This window comes from Pseudazoarcus sp. NS34, assembly GCF_059703725.1.
Genome location: NZ_BAAKIZ010000004.1, coordinates 216,342 through 233,599, shown reverse-complemented (window position 1 = coordinate 233,599; position 17,258 = coordinate 216,342). Strand labels below are relative to the sequence as shown.

The 17,258-nt window shown below is 67.1% G+C and carries 20 protein-coding genes; 12 read left to right on the top strand and 8 right to left on the bottom strand.

Features of this window, described 5'->3' with window-relative positions:
- Positions 1 to 13: 13 nt before the first annotated feature.
- The 4 genes from AC6H0N_RS14515 to AC6H0N_RS14500 are packed head-to-tail and all read left to right on the top strand — an operon-like array spanning position 14 to position 3,712.
- Positions 14 to 226, top strand: coding sequence for a heavy-metal-associated domain-containing protein (locus AC6H0N_RS14515; RefSeq protein WP_497574839.1), 213 nt, complete (start codon positions 14 to 16; stop codon positions 224 to 226).
- On the top strand, positions 223 to 2,673 hold the full coding sequence (locus AC6H0N_RS14510; protein WP_497574838.1) for a heavy metal translocating P-type ATPase: 2,451 nt from the start codon (positions 223 to 225) through the stop codon (positions 2,671 to 2,673). The genes AC6H0N_RS14515 and AC6H0N_RS14510 overlap by 4 nt, the downstream gene beginning before the upstream one ends.
- Positions 2,670 to 3,086: a Cu(I)-responsive transcriptional regulator gene (cueR, locus tag AC6H0N_RS14505; protein WP_497574837.1), complete on the top strand. Its 417-nt coding sequence runs from the start codon at positions 2,670 to 2,672 to the stop codon at positions 3,084 to 3,086. The genes AC6H0N_RS14510 and cueR overlap by 4 nt, the downstream gene beginning before the upstream one ends.
- A 2-nt stretch (positions 3,087 to 3,088) precedes the next feature.
- Entirely contained in the window at positions 3,089 to 3,712 is a 624-nt protein-coding gene (locus tag AC6H0N_RS14500) for a cation efflux transmembrane domain-containing protein (RefSeq protein WP_497574836.1), read from the top strand.
- On the opposite strand, the gene AC6H0N_RS14495 is transcribed toward AC6H0N_RS14500, so the two are convergent.
- The 5 genes from AC6H0N_RS14495 to AC6H0N_RS14475 are packed head-to-tail and all read right to left on the bottom strand — an operon-like array spanning position 3,697 to position 7,667.
- A complete protein-coding gene (locus AC6H0N_RS14495) occupies positions 3,697 to 3,987 on the bottom strand; it encodes a copper-binding protein (RefSeq protein WP_497574835.1) in 291 nt (96 codons plus the stop codon). The two genes, AC6H0N_RS14500 and AC6H0N_RS14495, sit on opposite strands and share 16 nt — an antisense overlap.
- A gap of 9 nt (positions 3,988 to 3,996) precedes the next feature.
- A complete protein-coding gene (locus AC6H0N_RS14490) occupies positions 3,997 to 4,506 on the bottom strand; it encodes a cupredoxin domain-containing protein (RefSeq protein ID WP_497574834.1) in 510 nt (169 codons plus the stop codon).
- 15 nt (positions 4,507 to 4,521) lie between these two features.
- On the bottom strand, positions 4,522 to 5,907 hold the full coding sequence (locus tag AC6H0N_RS14485; protein WP_497574833.1) for a multicopper oxidase family protein: 1,386 nt from the start codon (positions 5,905 to 5,907) through the stop codon (positions 4,522 to 4,524).
- Positions 5,907 to 7,193, bottom strand: coding sequence for a TolC family protein (locus AC6H0N_RS14480; protein ID WP_497574832.1), 1,287 nt, complete (start codon positions 7,191 to 7,193; stop codon positions 5,907 to 5,909). The genes AC6H0N_RS14485 and AC6H0N_RS14480 overlap by 1 nt, the downstream gene beginning before the upstream one ends.
- Positions 7,194 to 7,211: 18 nt before the next feature.
- Positions 7,212 to 7,667, bottom strand: coding sequence for a hypothetical protein (locus AC6H0N_RS14475; protein ID WP_497574831.1), 456 nt, complete (start codon positions 7,665 to 7,667; stop codon positions 7,212 to 7,214).
- Between AC6H0N_RS14475 and AC6H0N_RS14470 the strand changes: the two genes are divergently transcribed.
- The 6 genes from AC6H0N_RS14470 to AC6H0N_RS14445 all read left to right on the top strand — a co-directional run bounded on the left by AC6H0N_RS14470 (position 7,666) and on the right by AC6H0N_RS14445 (position 11,767).
- The gene (locus tag AC6H0N_RS14470) at positions 7,666 to 8,346 is read left to right on the top strand and encodes a heavy metal response regulator transcription factor (protein WP_497574830.1); all 681 of its coding nucleotides are present in this window, start codon (positions 7,666 to 7,668) and stop codon (positions 8,344 to 8,346) included. The genes AC6H0N_RS14475 and AC6H0N_RS14470 overlap by 2 nt on opposite strands.
- A complete protein-coding gene (locus AC6H0N_RS14465; RefSeq protein ID WP_497574829.1) occupies positions 8,343 to 9,755 on the top strand; it encodes a heavy metal sensor histidine kinase in 1,413 nt (470 codons plus the stop codon). The genes AC6H0N_RS14470 and AC6H0N_RS14465 overlap by 4 nt, the downstream gene beginning before the upstream one ends.
- A gap of 87 nt (positions 9,756 to 9,842) precedes the next feature.
- On the top strand, positions 9,843 to 10,289 hold the full coding sequence (locus AC6H0N_RS14460; RefSeq protein WP_497574828.1) for a DUF411 domain-containing protein: 447 nt from the start codon (positions 9,843 to 9,845) through the stop codon (positions 10,287 to 10,289).
- A gap of 30 nt (positions 10,290 to 10,319) precedes the next feature.
- Positions 10,320 to 10,778 (top strand): c-type cytochrome, encoded by a 459-nt coding sequence (locus AC6H0N_RS14455; RefSeq protein WP_497574827.1) that lies wholly within the window; start codon positions 10,320 to 10,322, stop codon positions 10,776 to 10,778.
- 117 nt (positions 10,779 to 10,895) lie between these two features.
- Complete coding sequence (gene rpsD / locus AC6H0N_RS14450; RefSeq protein ID WP_497574826.1) at positions 10,896 to 11,507, top strand: 30S ribosomal protein S4; 612 nt, start codon at positions 10,896 to 10,898, stop codon at positions 11,505 to 11,507.
- A gap of 2 nt (positions 11,508 to 11,509) precedes the next feature.
- Complete coding sequence (locus AC6H0N_RS14445) at positions 11,510 to 11,767, top strand: hypothetical protein (RefSeq protein ID WP_497574825.1); 258 nt, start codon at positions 11,510 to 11,512, stop codon at positions 11,765 to 11,767.
- 279 nt (positions 11,768 to 12,046) lie between these two features.
- Here the strand turns inward: AC6H0N_RS14445 and AC6H0N_RS14440 are convergent, their stop codons facing one another.
- On the bottom strand, positions 12,047 to 12,496 hold the full coding sequence (locus AC6H0N_RS14440) for a DUF4168 domain-containing protein (protein WP_497574824.1): 450 nt from the start codon (positions 12,494 to 12,496) through the stop codon (positions 12,047 to 12,049).
- A 133-nt stretch (positions 12,497 to 12,629) separates the two neighbouring features.
- On the opposite strand from AC6H0N_RS14440, the gene AC6H0N_RS14435 reads away from it, so the two are divergent.
- On the top strand, positions 12,630 to 14,078 hold the full coding sequence (locus tag AC6H0N_RS14435) for a sensor histidine kinase (RefSeq protein ID WP_497574823.1): 1,449 nt from the start codon (positions 12,630 to 12,632) through the stop codon (positions 14,076 to 14,078).
- Positions 14,071 to 15,456 (top strand): sigma-54-dependent transcriptional regulator, encoded by a 1,386-nt coding sequence (locus AC6H0N_RS14430; protein ID WP_497574822.1) that lies wholly within the window; start codon positions 14,071 to 14,073, stop codon positions 15,454 to 15,456. The genes AC6H0N_RS14435 and AC6H0N_RS14430 overlap by 8 nt, the downstream gene beginning before the upstream one ends.
- 6 nt (positions 15,457 to 15,462) lie before the next feature.
- Here the strand turns inward: AC6H0N_RS14430 and AC6H0N_RS14425 are convergent, their stop codons facing one another.
- Together AC6H0N_RS14425 and AC6H0N_RS14420 are read right to left on the bottom strand one after the other, a co-directional pair.
- Positions 15,463 to 15,852, bottom strand: a complete 390-nt coding sequence (locus AC6H0N_RS14425) for a DUF6746 family protein (RefSeq protein ID WP_497574821.1) — start codon at positions 15,850 to 15,852, stop codon at positions 15,463 to 15,465.
- A 25-nt stretch (positions 15,853 to 15,877) separates the two neighbouring features.
- Positions 15,878 to 17,251: an NADPH cytochrome P450 oxidoreductase family protein gene (locus tag AC6H0N_RS14420; RefSeq protein ID WP_497574820.1), complete on the bottom strand. Its 1,374-nt coding sequence runs from the start codon at positions 17,249 to 17,251 to the stop codon at positions 15,878 to 15,880.
- Positions 17,252 to 17,258 lie beyond the last annotated feature (7 nt).

The window sequence follows — 17,258 nt, the reverse complement described above, 5'->3', positions numbered from 1 at the left end:
GCCGGAGTGCGAAATGCAAAGTTTCAAGGTTACGGGAATCGGTTGCGGCAGCTGCGTGCGCAAGATCGTGGCGGCGATCACCAATGTCGATGACGAAGCCAAGGTCGAGATCGATCAGAGCGCCGGGATCGTGCGCGTGCAGGCTGATCTGGAGGCGCGCGAGGTGGTACGCGCCATTGAAGACGCCGGCTACACCGCCGAGCCGGTATCCGAGGCGCAGCGATGAATACGCGCAGTCTGCACGTGGGCGGCATGACTTGCGCCTCGTGTGTCGCTCACGTCGAGAAGGCCTTGCTGAAGGTGCCGGGTGTGGAGGCCGCGAGCGTGAATCTCGCTACCGAGACGGCGACGGTCACCGCCGCGCCGGAGGTCGCGTTCGATGCGCTGGTGCAGGCTGTGGAGAAGGCCGGTTACGAAGTTGTGCGCGATGAAACCGTGCTCGACATCGAAGGCATGAGTTGCGCGGCCTGCGTCGGGCGCGTCGAGAAGGTGCTGCTGCGTGTGCCGGGCGTGGTCGCGGCCAATGTGAATCTGGCGGCGCGCAATGCGCGCGTCGAGTCCGCCGGAGAGGTGCCGATGGCCGCGCTGGTGGCGGCCGTGAAGAAGGCCGGCTTCGAGGCAAAGCCGGCAGCCGAAGCTGCCGAGGGCGCACGCGAGGCCGCGGCAGCCACCGAGGAGCGCGATCTGCGCCGCGATGTGTGGATCGCTGTTGCACTGACGCTGCCGGTATTCGTGCTGGAGATGGGCTCGCACCTCATTCCGGGCATGCACGAGTGGGTGATGGCCACACTGGGCCGTACCGCCAACGGCTGGATCCAGGCCGTGCTGACTACCGCCGTGATGTTCGGCCCCGGTCTGCGCTTTTTCCGCAAGGGCGTGCCGGCACTGCTGCGCGCAGCACCGGACATGAACGCGCTGGTGTCACTCGGCACGGGCGCGGCGTGGGCCTATTCGCTGGTGGCGCTGATCGCGCCGGGGCTGTTGCCGGAGGGTACGGCCAACGTCTATTTCGAGGCGGCGGCGGTGATCGTCACGCTGATCCTGGTCGGCCGCTTGCTGGAGGCGCGCGCCCGGGGCCGCACCTCGGAAGCCATCCGCCGCCTGATGAAGATTGCACCACGCACCGCGCGCGTGCGGCGTGACGGCGCCGCGGTGGAGCTGTCGATCGGCGAGGTCGTGGTCGGTGACATCGTCGAGGTGCGCCCCGGCGAGAAGATCGCGGTGGACGGCGAGGTGGTCGAGGGTGCGTCCTTCGTGGATGAATCCATGATCACCGGCGAGCCGGTGCCGGTCGAGAAGGCGATCGGCGCGCAGGTGGTCGGCGGCACGCTCAACACGCGTGGCGCGCTGGCCTTTCGCACCACGCGGGTCGGCGCCGACACGGTGCTGGCGCAGATCATCCGCATGGTCGAACACGCGCAAGGCGCCAAGTTGCCCATCCAGGCGCTGGTCGACAAGGTGACGATGGTGTTCGTGCCCATCGTCATGGGTGTGGCCCTGCTGACCTTTGTGGCGTGGATGATCTTCGGTGCGTCCCCCGCGCTGAGCTTTGCGTTGGTGTGCGCCGTGGCGGTGCTGATCGTCGCCTGCCCGTGCGCGATGGGGCTCGCCACGCCGACCTCGATCACGGTGGCCACCGGCCGCGCCGCAGCGATGGGCGTGCTGTTCCGCAAGGGCGACGCGCTGCAGGAGCTGTCGCGCGTCGACGTCGTGGCTTTCGACAAGACCGGCACGCTGACGCTGGGCCGGCCGCAACTGACCGATCTGGACGCGGCGCAGGGTTTCGCGCGCGACGAGGTGCTGGCACTGGTTGCTGCGGTGGAGCGGCGTTCCGAGCACCCGATTGCCGAGGCCATTGTTGCGGCCGCGCGTGAGGCAGCCCTCGACATCCCCGAGGCTGAAGATTTCGAGGCCACCGCCGGGCATGGCGTGCGGGCGCAGGTTGCCGGACGCTGCGTGGAAGTCGGCGCCGATCGCATGATGCGCGGGCTGGAGCTCGACGTTTCCGCCTTTGCAGAGACAGCGGCACGCCTCGGCGACGAGGGCAAGAGCCCGCTATATGCCGCCATCGACGGCCAGCTCGCCGCCATCGTTGCGGTGGCCGATCCGCTCAAGGACACCACGGTCGAGGCCATCCGCGCGCTGCACGCGATGGGCCTGAAGGTGGCGATGGTGACCGGCGACAACACCCGCACCGCGCAGGCCATCGCACGCCTGGCCGGCATCGACGATGTGGCCGCCGAGGTGCTGCCCGACGGCAAGGTCGAGGCGCTGGGACGGCTGCGTGGCGAGGGCCGGCGAATCGTCTTCGTTGGGGATGGCATCAACGATGCACCGGCGTTGGCCTCGGCCGACGTGGGCATGGCCGTCGGCTCGGGCACCGACATCGCCATCGAGAGCGCCGACGTGGTGCTGATGTCGGGCGATCTGGCTGGCGTGCCGCGCGCCATCGCACTGTCGCGCGCGACCATGCGCAATATCCGCCAGAACCTGTTCTGGGCTTTCGCCTACAACGCCGCGCTGATTCCGCTCGCGGCTGGCGTGTTCTACCCGGCTTTCGGGCTGTTGTTGTCACCGGTGTTCGCGGCAGCGGCGATGTCGCTGTCGAGCGTCTTCGTGCTGAGCAATGCCTTGCGTCTGCGCTGGTTTGATACGGGGAGGACCCCGGCATGAACATCGGCAAGGCCGCCGCCGCTTCGGGCGTATCGGCAAAGATGATCCGCTACTACGAGTCGGTCGGGCTGATTCCACCGGCGCGGCGTACCGACACCGCCTACCGCGTGTATTCGGAGGACGACGTGCACGTGCTGCGCTTCGTGCGCCGGGCACGCGACCTCGGCTTCAGTGTTGATGCGATCCGCGAACTGCTCGCGCTGTGGCACGACAGATCGCGTGCCAGCGCCGATGTGAAGCGCATCGCGCTGGAACATGTGGGCGAGCTCGAAGCGCGCATCGCCGCGCTGCAGGACATGGCCGGAACGCTGCGTCAGCTCGCGGGAAGCTGTCACGGCGATGACCGCCCTGATTGCCCGATCCTCGGTGATCTGGGCGGCGGTTGTGGCACGACAAACCAGAGAAAGGAGTGAGCATGGCAGGATGCTGCGAATCAGGTTGCGCATCGCCGCGCGCGGCGGTCAGCCCGCGCTATCGTCGCGCGTTGTGGATCGCGCTGGTGGTCAATGCGCTGATGTTCGGGGTCGAGATTGTCGGTGGGCTGACGGCCGGTTCGGTGTCGCTGCTGGCCGACGCGGTGGACTTCGCCGGGGATGCCGCCAACTACGGGCTGTCCTTGACGGTGCTGTCGATGGGCCTGGTGTGGCGCTCGCGCGCGGCCTTCGTGAAGGGCGCGACGATGGCGGTTTTCGGTGCCTTCGTGATCGCCAAGACGCTTTGGGCAGCCTATGCCGGCGTGCCGCCGGAGGCCTTCACGATGGGTGTCATCGCCGTGCTGGCGCTGGCCGCCAACGCCGGCGTGGCAGCGCTGCTGTATGCCTTCCGCGATGGCGATGCCGACATGCGCTCGGTGTGGCTGTGCAGCCGTAACGATGCCATCGGCAATGTTGCCGTGCTGCTGGCAGCGCTGGGCGTGTTCGGCACCGGCAGTCGCTGGCCGGATCTGCTGGTGGCGGCGCTGATTGCCGGCCTGGCGATCAGCGCCGGCCGGGCGGTGATGCGGCAGGCGCGGGGCGAACTGGCTCAGTCCGCCGGCTGAACCGACAGCACGGTGTAGGTGCCGTCGATCTGGTCGATGGTCACGCGCACCTTGTCGCCAGCCTTCAGGCCTTCGAGCAGGTTCGGGTCGGCGACCTGGAAGACCATGCTCATAGGCGGCATGTCGAGGTTGGGAATCTGCTGGTGGCGCAGCGACAGCTTGTTGGCCTGCGCGTCGACGCGGCGTACTTCGGCATCGACCAGCGGCAATTGCGCTTCGGCCGCGGCCAGCCCCGGCAGCAGTGCCAGCGCCAGCAAGGGGATCAATCGCTTCATCGGGCTTCCTCAGTGCTTGTGGTGGGCGTCTACTGGGTCGGCAACCTCGACTGCTGCGAGCATGCCGGCCTGATAGTGGCCGGGAATCAGGCACGCAAACTCGAAGTTGCCGCTGCGGTTGAAGGTCCACACGATCTCGGCGGTCTTGCCAGGCGGCACGTGAGCCATGTAGGGCTCGTCGTGCTCCATGTTCGGAAACCTGACCATCATCCGGGCGTGCTCCGCCAGCGAGGCCCGGTCGCCGATGACCAGCTCGTGCATTACTTGCCCGGCGTTCTTCACGACGATGCGCAGGGTTTCGCCGGCCTTTACGGCGACCTTGTCCGGCGTGAAGCGCATGTCGTCGCTCATGACGACTTCCAGTGTGCGCGTGGCCTCATCGGCTTCGGCGGCGATGCCCCAGCCGGTCTGTTCCTTCAGCCGCGGCTCGACGTCACCGGCATGGCGCTCACCGTGCGCTTGGGCTGTACCGGACAGTGCCAGCGCAGCGGCCAGCGCGATCATGTATTTCCTGTGCATGAGTCTCTCCGTTGCTCAGTGTTGGTGGCCGTGGCCGCCCTGTGGTTTGCGCACTTCCATCTCGACCTTGGGTGCGTCCGGGCGTTCCGCCGCGAAGCGCTCCGGCTCGGGCAGCGGGCCATTCCACTCGAAGGCCTGCGTGCCGGCGGGCTGCGCGTACCAGCCCGGATCGGAGTAGTCCCCATGCGGCTGGTCGCGCCGCACCTTCAGCGTCGTGAACATGCCGCCCATGCCGATGGGGCCATGCGGGCCGTGGCCGGTCATCATCGGCAGCGTCTGTTCGGGGATCAGCATCTCCATGTCCTTCATGTCGGCCATGCCGCGCTCGCCCATCACCATGTAGTCGGGTGAGAGCTTCTGCAGCCGGCCGACCAAGCCGCGGTGGTCGACGCCGATCATGGTCGGCACGTCATGGCCCATCGGGTTCATGGTGTGGTGGCTCTTGTGGCAGTGGAATGCCCAGTCACCTTCCTCGTCGGCGATGAACTCGACCTGACGCATCTGGCCCACGGCGATGTCGGTGGTGACTTCGGGCCAGCGTGAAGCCGGCGGCGTCGGGCCGCCGTCGGTGCCGGTGACCTCGAACTCGTGGCCGTGCAGGTGGATCGGGTGGTTGGTCATGGTCAGGTTGCCGACGCGAATGCGCACGCGATCCCCGTGGCGCACGTTCATCGAGTCGAGGCCTGGGAAGGCGCGACTGTTGAAGGTCCACAGGTTGAAGTCGGTCATGGTGTTGATCTTCGGCACGATGCTGCCCGGATCAATGTCGTAGGCGTTGAGCAGGAAGCAGAAGTCGCGGTCGACGGTATTGATAGCGGGGTGCGCCTCGCGCGGATGCGTGACCCAGAAGCCCATCATGCCCATCGCCATCTGCACCATCTCATCGGCGTGCGGGTGGTACATGAAGGTGCCGGGGCGGCGCGCGATGAATTCGTAAACATAGGTCTTGCCGACCGGAATCGCGCGCTGGTTCAGCCCCACCACGCCGTCCATGCCGTTGGGCAGGCGCTGGCCGTGCCAGTGGATCGACGTGGCCTCGGGCAGCTTGTTGGTGACGAAGATGCGCACGCGGTCGCCTTCCACGACCTCAATGGTCGGGCCGGGGCTCTGGCCGTTGTAGCCCCACAGCCGCGCCACCATGCCGGGCGCGATCTCGCGTTCGACCGGCTCGGCGACCAGATGGAATTCCTTGACGCCGGCGTTCATGCGCCACGGCGCGGTCCAGCCATTGAGTGTGACCACCGGTTTGTAGTCCGGGCCGCTTTGCGGGATCAGCGGCGCCGCGGTGTCGGGCGTGTTGCGGATCACCGGCTCGGGCAGGCCGGCCAGTGCCGCCTTGCTGACGCTGCCGGCAGCCAGCGCGCCAAAGGCGGCATGGCCAAAGAATGTTCTGCGATCCATCAGTGACCTCCTGCGGCGACGCCGCGAGCGCTGCGCGCGACCTCGCCGCCGGTGCCGATGTGCTCGGCGCCGGCCAGCACGGCCTGCAGGTTGATGTGGGCGAGCCAGAAATCGCGCTCGGCGGCGAGCGCAGCGGATTCGGTGGTAATGCGTTCGCGCGTGGCGTCGATCAGGTCCCAGGTGCTCTTGAGCATGCCGCTGTAGCGCAGCACCATGTCGTCTTCGCGTTCGACGGCGAGCGGCAGGCTGCGCGCTCGCAGCAACGTGGCAAGCTCGTGCGCCGTGGCGTAGCCATGCCAGGCTTCGCGCGCTTGCGAGCGCACGCGCACGGCCAGCGTGGTGGCTTCGGCGCGGGTACGCAGCGTGCGCTGCAGGTCATGCGAGAGCGGCGTGCGGCGCAGGTCGATGTAAGGGGCGGCGGTCGGTAAGGTGGCGTCAGCCGCGTCCGGCAGGCCGGTTGTGGAGGCGGCCTGCCACATGGCACGGTCGCCTTGCGACAGGGCCATGTCGGCGCGCTCGGCCTCGGCGGCGGCGATGGTCAGCAATGGGTGCGCACGCAAAGCTTCGGTTTCGACGCCGTCGGCGGCCTGCACAAGCTGTGGCAGCGGTGGCAGCCCGGATGGCAGTGAGAACTGCGCCGCCTCGCCGGACAAGCCGACTGCGCGGATCAGCGCCTCACGCGCAGCAAAGGCCGCATGCCGCGCCTGAGTCTGGACAATGCTCGCGTCGACCAGATCAAGGCGTTTGCCGACCAGCCGGTCCCTCCCCCAATTGCCGGCGGCGGTCATGCGTGCAGCCAGTTCGTCGGCCACGCTGGCAGCCTCGAGCGCGCGTTCGGCGCTGCGCAGTTCAGCCTGCGCTGCGACCGCGCCGATCCACGCCTGCTGCACTTCGCGCGCCAGTTCCACGGCCGATACGTCAGCCACGGCGCGCTCCTGCGCGTTCATGTCACTCGTGGTGAACAGCGCCGGGCGTTGCGCAAATGCCATGCGAACGGCCGCACTCGGCGTGAGCAGTGGGCGGCCGTCCGCGGCGTCTGCCGTCTTGGGTAGATTGGCGGCTTCCCAGCGCAGCAGGTCAATGTGCCCGCGCTCGAAGCGGCCGACTGTTGCGTTGGCATCACGCCAGTTGCGTTCGCCGAGAGCTGGATCGTGCTCGGGCCAGACGACGGGCGAGTTAGCCAGCGTAGTGACGGACGCCTCGGGAGCATATGGCGGGGCTGCCTGTGCGGCGCCGGTGGCAAGCGCTGCGATCAGCAGCAAGAGTGGTGCGCGCTTGATGGGCACGATGCGTTCTCCTGTGCTTCAGCGGCCGGGCATGCCGCCTTTCATCTGCATCTGCAGCATCGTGTGCAGCATGTCGACGCGCTTCTCCAGCGCGTCGATGCGTGTCTGCATCATCTGCTGCATGGGCATCCCCTCGTGCATGCCCATGCCGCCCGACATCATCGGGCAGCCCTTTTCCGCGGCGGCTTGCATGGCAGGCGCGTCGGTGGCGGGCGCGGGATGATGGGCAGAGTGGTTCTGAGTGTCGTGCGAAGACGCCAGCACGCCGCCCGACAGCACGGCGCTAGCAAGAACGATCAGCGGCAAAGCAAAGCGGCGAATGGCATTCATGGTCAGTCTCCAGGGCGCATGGGGACGACCGTTCGTCCGCAGCAGTCCGATAATGGCCAGCGGCTGCGGTCTACAGCCTGACGCGCGCATTACAAGTTCGTAATCTTCGCGACCGGCGCGGGCGCGCTGGCAGAATGACTGCATGAAGATCCTGATCGTCGAAGACGAACCGAAGACCGGTGATTACCTGCGCCAGGGGCTGGCGGAGGCGGGCTTTATCGTCGATCTGGCGCGCGACGGGCTCGACGGCCTGCATCTGGCTCAGAGCAGCGAGTACGACCTGATCGTGCTCGACGTGATGTTGCCGCGGCTTGACGGCTGGGGTGTGCTCGAGACCTTGCGGCGTGGCGGGCAGCAGACCCCGGTGCTGTTCCTGACGGCGCGAGATCGGGTGGAAGACCGCGTGCGCGGACTGGAGCTTGGCGCCGACGATTACCTCGTCAAACCCTTTGCTTTCTCCGAACTTTTGGCGCGTGTGCGCACACTGCTGCGGCGCGGTCGTAGCAAAGAGCCCGAGGTGCTGCGCGCGGCTGATCTTGAGCTCGACCTGTTGCGCCGCCGCGTGCTGCGCGCCGGTCAGCGTATCGATCTCACCGCCAAGGAGTTCGCGCTGCTCGAACTGCTGCTGCGCCGCCAGGGCGAGGTGCTGCCGCGCTCGCTGATTGCCTCGCAGGTGTGGGACATGAATTTCGACAGTGACACCAACGTCATCGAGGTTGCGGTGCGGCGTCTGCGCGCCAAGGTTGATGAACCGTTCGAACCCAGGCTGATCCGCACCGTGCGCGGCATGGGCTATGTGCTGGAGGCGGACGAAACGACATGAGCGTGCGCCGCCCCTTGTCGCTGACGGCGCGTTTCGCGCTGATCTTCGCCGCCTTCGCGGCCAGCGTGCTACTGGTGGCAGGCATGATCATCGAGCGTGCGGTGGCGACGCACTTTGACGAGCTCGACGAGCACGATCTGGGCGCCCAGATTTCGGTCGTCAGCAATCTGCTCGCGCACACCGCGTCGGAAGCGCAGTTCGGTGCCATGGGCTCGCGGCTTGATGACATGTTGGGCGGACATTCGATGGTGGCGGCCGTCGTGACCGACTCCGCCGGCCGCGTGCTCCATGCCGTGCGTGGCGACGTCTTCCCGCCTGATACCCAGGTTGCCGTCAACGGCTCGCCGCATAAATGGACGCGCGACGGGCGAGAGTTCATCGGTCGCGCCGCAACGCTGGAGCTACCGCTCGATCCGCCGCGCCGCATCCACCTGCGCGTTGCGCTCGACATCTCGCACCACAGCCATTTTCTTGATGCCGTGCGGTTGCGCCTGTGGCTGGGCATCTCTCTGGTGGCGCTGCTTGCGGCAGGGCTGGCATGGTTCGCCGCCAGGCGTGGGCTGGCGCCGCTGCGCCGGGTGAGCGCGACGGCGCGCCGCCTCTCCGCCGAAGGCCTGGGGGAACGGCTCACGCTGCGTGATGCGCCGGCCGAGATGCAGGAGCTGGTGGAAGCGTTCAACGGCATGCTCGAGCGGCTCGAGGCCGCTTTTCGCCGGCTCGATGCTTATTCGGCCGATATTGCCCACGAGCTGCGTACACCGGTGTCCAACCTGATGACGGCTACCGAGGTGGCTTTGTCGCGCGCCCGCAGCGCCGAGGAATACCGCGATACGCTGCACTCGAACCTCGAAGAGTTCGAGCGTATGGCGCGCATGATTTCGGACATGTTGTTCCTGGCCAAGGCCGACCAGCGCCGTCTGCCCCGCGCCGCCGAGGCGGTGGCGCTGCAGGACGAGGCCGCCGCGCTGGCGGAGTTCTATGAGGCGTTGGCCGAGGAGCATGGCGTGGCGATCCGGGTGGCCGGCGCCGCGACCGTTACCGGCGACCGCTTGATGCTGCGCCGCGCGCTGTCCAATCTGTTGTCGAACGCCGTGCGCCACGCCCGGGCCGGAAGCAGCGTGGACATCGTCATCGAGTCGGACACGGCTGAAGTGCGGGTGTCGGTGAGCAATGCCGGTGACGATATTCCACCCGAACGCGCGGCCGGGCTGTTCGAGCGCTTCCACCGTATCGAAGACGAACGCCCGCGCCGCGGTGAGGGTGCTGGCTTGGGCCTGGCGATTACGCGCTCGATCGTCGAGACGCACGGCGGCGGCGTATCGCTGCTCTCGAGCGACGGGACGACCCGTTTTACATTGCACTTGCCGTGTCGGCGTGCGGAACCTGTCGACATGATTTCGACTCCATGACCAATCAGGGCGAGGCCTCACAGCCGCTCGCGATCCGCCACCCCGACTGCCATGGTCACCGTGAATACGCCCCAAGGGAGAAACAGGATGCTTTCCAGGAATGCTTTCGGCATTATTGCGCTGTGCGCGGGCTTGCTCGGCTCGTCGGTCGGTTTTGCCGCCGGCGAGGAAGTCGTGGTCTATAAAGATCCGAATTGCAGTTGCTGCGGCAAGTGGGCCGACCACTTGCGCGAAAACGGATTCGAGGTGCGCGAAGTCGCCGCGCGCGACATGCAGCTGGTCAAGCGCGAAGCTGGCGTGCCGCGTGCACTGGGGTCGTGCCATACGGCGCAGGTGGGCGGTTACGTTGTCGAAGGCCATGTGCCGGCGTCGGATGTTCGCCGGCTGCTGACCGAAAAGCCGAAGCTGGTGGGTGTCTCGGCGCCCGGCATGCCGCTCGGTTCGCCGGGCATGGAAGGCCCGTATCCGGCCGAGCGTTACAATGTTGTGGGTTTTGACGCGCAGGGCAATACCACGGTGTTCTCGCGTCACTGATTCGGGTTTGCTGAACTCGTAGGGGACGCGATGCGCCGATTGCCCGTTCCGCTGTACGCATTGGCCGCCACCGGCGCGCTGTTGCTCGTCGGTTGTGGTGAGCCATGGCCGGAACGTGGCATCGACCCGACCAACCCCGCCAAGCTCGCCATCGGCCAGGAGGTCTATGCGGACCATTGCGCCGCGTGCCACGGCGAGAAGCTCGAAGGCCAGGCCGACTGGCGCATACGTCGTGCCGACGGCCGTTTGCCGGCGCCCCCGCACGACGCCAACGGCCATACCTGGCACCACTCCGACGAGATGCTTTTTGCGATGGTGCACGACGGCCTGGTGCCGCCGCTGGCGCCCGAGGGCTATCTGAGCGACATGCCGGCCTACGGCGACGTTCTGTCCGACGACGAGATCCGAGCGGTGCTGGCCTACATCCAGAGCACATGGCCGCAGGAGATCCTGCAGGCGCGGCGCCAGATGGCGCAAAGCGGGCGCTGACAGCCCGGCGTTAAGAGAATGATTTGCAATTACAAATGAGAGTAACTATCATCTTCTTCTGATTTCTGCATTCATGGCCGGTATCTCAAGAGCGGCCAGCACGCACAGGAGAAGCAAGTGTCTCGTCTCACCGGTCCCCGCCTCAAAGTCATGCGCGCGCTGGGCACAGCCCTGCCGGGGCTGTCGCGCAAATCCATGGAAAACCGCGATTACCCGCCGGGTCAGCACGGCCAGAAGAACCGTCGCCGTTCGGACTTTGCGCTGCGCCTGATGGAGAAGCAGAAGCTGCGCTTCAACTACGGACTGACCGAGGGTCAGATCCGCAAGCTGTTCCGCGAAGCCAAGAATTCAAAGGCGCCGACTGGCGAGAAGCTGCTCGAACTGCTCGAGCGTCGTCTCGACAATGCCGTGTTCCGCGCCGGTTTTGCGCCGACCGGCATCGCTGCCCGCCAACTCGTCAGCCACCGGCATGTGCTGCTCAACGGCAAGTCGGTGAACATTCCGTCGATCCGCATCAAGCCGGGTGACGTGATCACGCTGACCGACAAGGGGCGCCGTATCCCCGCGACGGTGGAGTGCATTGAGAAGCCCGAGCTGGAGCGTCCGGAGTGGATCAGCTTTGATGCTACGACGGTCACTGCCAGCGTCACGCGCGTGCCGCACCACGACGAAGTTCCGTTCCCGGTGGAAGTCCAGCACGTCGTCGAATACTACGCAGTGAGGATGTAATCATGAGCGACGCCCTGCGCTACGAGGCCCGCCCCGAGCTTGCGCTGGCGGCCGTCATGCAGTTGATGTCGCGCTTCCCGGCACGCCGTTCGCCGGTGGTGGCGGACGCTGTTGTGAAGCATCTGGAAGTCATTGCGGCCGACCCCCGGCTGGCGGACGAAGTGCGCACATGCGCCCGCGAGATGTGCGCCGAATGGGATGGATACCGTTCGCTGTGCGCCGACATGCCGTGTCTGCCCAAAGGCGCATTGGCGTCCTGACCTGGCTGCGCCGAAGCAATATGAAACGCCCCATGCGGTTGCCGCATGGGGCGTTGTCTTTTCCGAGGCCGCGTGGGGATCATGCGCTCCGCAGCCTGCTCCAGCGCCTGATCGGCCATCTGCTCCGGGAAGTGGCCAGTGCGGCCAGCAGATGGTTCTCGGTGAGCCGATCCACAAAAAAGCCGGACGGTGGGCATGGCGCGTATTGCGCCGTGTCCACCGTCCGCAAGGTGGGCGGGAGGAGGCCGCCCAGGGGTGAGTCGATGATGTTAAGGAGGATCAGTTCATCATCGACTCGACACGCATGCGCAAATCAGTGTCCGACTGAAGTGCGACGGCAATGCCGTTGTAGGTTTCAACCTCAAGACCCGCTTCGGTGACTGTTTCCACCATCTGCTCGACGGCCTCGGTTTGCAGGTTGGCGGCCTTTTCGGGGTCATTCACGTCGAGCAGGCGCTGCGAGTAGTCAGCGCGGATGGTCTCGATCGTGGGCTGGACCTCGGCAAACTTTTCCAATTCCTCGTCGCTGAAATCCGCCGAACGCGGTGCCGACTGGGCGGCCGGGGCGCCTTGCTGCGGCGGCGGAGCCGACTGCGCAAGAGCTGCGGTGGAAGCGCCGAAAGCGAGCATGAGGCTGGCGAGAAGCGGAGTGAGCTTGTTCATGTGTAGTACCTCCATTTTGTAGGTGATGCAGGGGAGGTAATGCGAACTTCGTGCCAGTTTTGCCATTTCGACAAAAAATCCAGTTGAAACAGGTGGGTATGAGCCTCCTCTGTGCGCGGTGCGGCGTCGGATGGATTGACCGCGCCCGTCTGAGTGTGTCATTTTGGCGCATGTGTCATCCATTCGCTGGAGTCAAACCATGCGTGCCCCCGCTGTTTTAGGCAGTCTGCGTAGCGTGCTTGCGCTGCAGGTCGTCGCTCCCGTGCTGGCCGTGCTGGCGCTCGTTCTGATCGTGTTGCTGGCGGTGCTCGGGCAGTTTGTCGAAGGCCGCATGCAGCGCGATCTGCAACTGGTCGCGCGGGCCGTGCATTTCCCGGTCACCCAAGCACTGGCCCGCCGCGACATCGGCCAGATCGAGTCCAGCCTCGCATCGGTGTTCGGCATGAGCGAGGTGTACGGCGCCTATCTGTTCGATGGCGAGGGCAATCGCATCCTCAGCTTCGGCACCGGCCAGCCGACGCGCGCCCAGGCCGGTGATGCGCTCAAGCTCTCGCGCGAAGGGCAGTTCGAGCAGTACGAGACCATTCGCGGCCAGAACGTCTATTCCTTCTTCCTGCCCTTGTTCGACGCCGGAGGTCAGCCCGACGGGCTGCTGCAGGTGACGCGACTGCGCAGCGACATCGAAGCCGAGCTGCGCAAGCTGCACCTGCGAACCTGGGGTGGCTTTGGACTGGCGGCGCTGCTCGTCTTCGGCATGCTCGGCTTCACCCATCGGCGCGCCATTGGCCGGCCGCTCGAAGAGCTGTTGCAGAGCGTGCAGCGCGTCGCCGCCGGTGAGCGCGAACACCGCGTAAGCCCCAGCGGCCCGCTTGAGTTGCGACAGTTGTCGCGGCGCTTCAACGTCATGCTCGACGCCATTGATGATGCCGAGGCGCGCGAGGCGGCCGAGCGCGAGGAACGCAACCGCATCGAGGCGCAGTTGCGGCGCAGTGAGACGCTGGCCGCATTGGGCCAACTCTCGGCCGGCGTGGCCCATGAGTTGGGGGCGCCGCTGTCGGTTGTCGATGGACGCGCGCGACGGTTGCAGCGCGTTGCGCGCAGTGACGAGGATGCGCGCGAACTCGGTGAAATCCGCGATCAGGTCGCACGCATGACCTCCATCGTGCAGCAACTGCTGGCCTACGCGCGTGGCGCCCGCAGCGGGCACGACCGCCTGGCGGTCGCAGAACTGGTCGCGCGCGTGCATGCGCTGGCCGCCAGCGAGGGCGTGACCTCAAGCTTGAGTGAAGCGGAGCCGGCAACCGTGCGCGGTGACGCACTGGGCCTCGAGCTGGCGCTGGTCAATCTCTTGCGCAACGCGCGCCAGGCCTGCCCGGAGGGCGCTGTCGAGCTGGGTTGGCGGGTCGACGACGGACGTGTGGCGATCTACGTGGATGACGCTGGCCCAGGGGTGCCGGAGGCGGAGCGCAGGCGCGTGTTCGAGCCTTTCCACACCACACGCCTGCCGGGCGAAGGCACGGGGCTGGGGCTGGCGATCGTCGAGCGGATTGCACGCGAGCACGGCGGGGAGGCGCGGGTCAGCACTTCGCCACTGGGCGGTGCGCGCTTTGAGCTGGTGTTGAAGATGTTGGAGGACAAGCATGACTGAGCGCGCAAACATCCTGGTGGTCGAGGACGATCCGGCGCTGTCGCGGCTGGTGGTCGATGAACTGGAAGCCTCGGGGCGCCGCGTGGTGGCCTGTGCGACGCTGGCGGAGGCTCGCGCGGCACTGGGCCACAAGCAGCCGGACATGGTGGTAACCGACCTGCGCCTGCCTGACGGCCACGGTATGGAACTGGTGGGCGAACTGGTGGCGCGCGAGGACCGTCCGGCCATCATCGTGGTCACGGCCTTCGGCAGCGTGCGCCAGGCGGTCGAGGCCTTGCAGGCCGGGGCCGACGATTTCCTGACCAAGCCGCTGGACCTGGATCACTTCCTGATCTGCGTCGACCGCGTGCTCGAAACCCGCCAGTTGCGCGACGAGGTGACGCGCTTCCGGCGCATCAGCAGCGCGGGTGAGTCGTTTCATGGTCTGTTCGGGCGCAGCGCCGCCATGCGCGCGCTGTTCGATCAGCTGCGCGTCGTCGCGCGGGCGCAGGGGCCGGTGCTGGTCAATGGCGAGAGCGGCACCGGCAAAGAGCTGGTGGCGCGCGCCATTCACGTCGAGAGCGAGCGCTCCGATGGCCCCTTTTTGGCCGTGAACTGTGCCGGCGTGCCGCAGGAGTTGATGGAGAGCGAGTTCTTCGGCCATGCGGCCGGCGCCTTCACCGGCGCGCGCACCGCCCGGCGGGGCCTGCTGCAGCAGGCTCACGGCGGAACCCTGTTGCTCGACGAAATCGGCGAAATGCCGCTGGCGCTTCAGGCCAAGATGCTGCGCGCGCTGCAGGACGGCTCGATCCGCCCTGTGGGGCAGGACACCGAGGAACAGGTGGATGTACGCATCGTCGCCGCCACCCACCGCGATCTGGCACAGCGCGTGGCCGACGGCGAGTTCCGCGAGGATCTGTACTACCGGTTGGAGACGTTTGCGCTGAGCGTGCCGGCTCTGCGCGAACGCGACGACGACGTCGAACTGCTGGCGCAACGCTTTCTGGCGGGCTTTGCCGCCGCGCAGAGTCGTCCGGCACGCGGCTTTTCGCCGGACGCGCTGGCGGCGCTGCGTGCCTACCCGTTTCCCGGCAACGTGCGCGAATTGCAGAACGCGGTCGAGCGGGCGGTGGCCTTTTGCCCGGCCGAGACAGTGGAACTGGAACACCTGCCTGAGCGCGTGCTCAAGCCGGCAGAGCTGGCCACGCCAAGCGCACCGCGCGGAGACGGCGGCTTGCTCGACGGTTCCGTGTTGCCGACGCTGGATGAAGTGCAGAAGCGCTACGTGCGCCGCGTGCTCGACGAGGTTGGCGGCAACCGCCGCCGCGCCGCCGCGCTGCTGGGCATCGGGCGGCGCACCTTGTATCGCTGGCTCGACGACGAAGCCGCCGCCGACTGAAGCCGCTTACTGCGGCGGCAGCAGCGGGGCGATGCCCTGCAGATAGGCATTGCCGTACTGGATGACCTCGTCGCGGTTCAGGCCTTCGCTGTAGAAGTGCATGGATTCGACATCGCCCTGCAGGTTTTCGATTTCCTTGCGCAGCTTGGCCAGCGACTCTTCCAGCGTGTAGGACAGGCTGTGGATGTCGTGGATGTCGTACTCGCCGACCTCGCCGCCCAGCAATTCGGCGAGTTTGGCGTTGGCTTCGCGCAGGTTGGCCACGGCTTCGGCCAGGCCAGCGGCCTGCTTGCCCTGGTAGTGCGCCACGCGCTCGGGCGCTTTCTCGTCGGCGAAGGCGGTGGTGGAGAAGGTGAGCGCCACGGCGAGGGCGATCAGGCTGAGGGTCTTCTGCATGGAAGGCTCCTTGGTGAGAAATCGGTCAGTAGAGGTCGCGACGGTAGCGGCCGTCGCGAGCGAGTTGGGCGAGGTCTTCATCGCCGAGGATCACGCGCAGCGTGTCATGCACGGCAGGCCCCATGCCCACGGCGTTGCCGCAGACATAGATGGCCGCTCCGTCGCGTACCCACTGGCGCAGGGTGTTGGCGGACTGCGCCAGACGCTGCTGGACATACTCGCCGGGCTCGTCGCGGGAGTACGTACGGTCGCAACGCGCCAGCAGGCGTTGTTGCTTGAGTTGCTCGATCTCGACAGCGTGGAAGGCGTCGTGCGCCGCATTGCGTTCGCCGAACAGCAGCCAGTTGCAGCCCATTCCCTGGCGCGCGCGCCAGCGCAACAGCGCCAGCAGCCCCGCCAGGCCGGTGCCGCTGCCGATCAGGATCAGCGGGCGCGAAGCATTGTCGCCAAGGCGGAAATTGTGATGCGGACGCATGCGCCCGCGCAGCGTGGTGCCGACCGGCGCTTCGCCGCACAGCAGTGCCGACATCAGGCCGGGCAGCCCGTCGGCGTCGAACACCGCGCGTACCAGCAGGTGCACCGCGCCGTCTTCCGGCAGCGACGCCACCGAGTAGGTGCGCGGGCGATGGTCGCCGCCGGGGGGCAGCAGCTGCAACAGGTCGCCGGCTTCCCAGGTGGGTAGCGGCAGCGAAGCCGCGTTTGCCTCGGTTCCGCCGACAGCTTCGAGCTCCACATGAAAAGCCGCGGCGCCTGCACTGCCCGGGTTGAGGTGGCGACGCGCACGGATGCGCCACCAGCCCGTAGCCGCCTCCTCTGCAGGTTCAGCGGCGTTGGCGAATTCGGCCAGGCGGTGACGCCAGGTCTGCAGGCCGGCGGGTTCGGCGCCGTCCAGATCGATGCGCGGGAACAGCGCCTCGGCACCGCAGTCGCCCAGCCAGGCATCGAGCTCGCGGCCGAAGCCGCAGAAGCGCTGGTAATGGCGGTCGCCCAGCGCCAGCACGGCATGGCGTACTCCGCGCAGATCGGGATGGGCGTTCATGACCCGCTCGACGAAAGTGGCGGCGTTGTCGGGCGCATCGCCCTCACGGCAGGTGCTGGCGATGAACACCGCGAGCCCGGCACGCCGCAGGCGCGCTGCGTCGACATCCCCCAACGCCGCGACTTCGCATTCCACCCCGCTCGTACGCAGCGCGAGCGCCGCCTCTTCAGCGAGTTCGTGGGCAAAGCCGGTCTGGCTGGCGAAGGCAATCAGCACCGGCGCGCCCGCAGGGGCGGCGGTGACAGGCCGCGTCACAGGGGCGGTCGCGCGGGCCGCCCACCACGCGCGCAGGCACAGGCCAACCCAGCCGGCGAGCAGGCCGGCGGCGCCGGCCAGACGCGGCAGTTGGTCGGTGATCAAGCGCGCA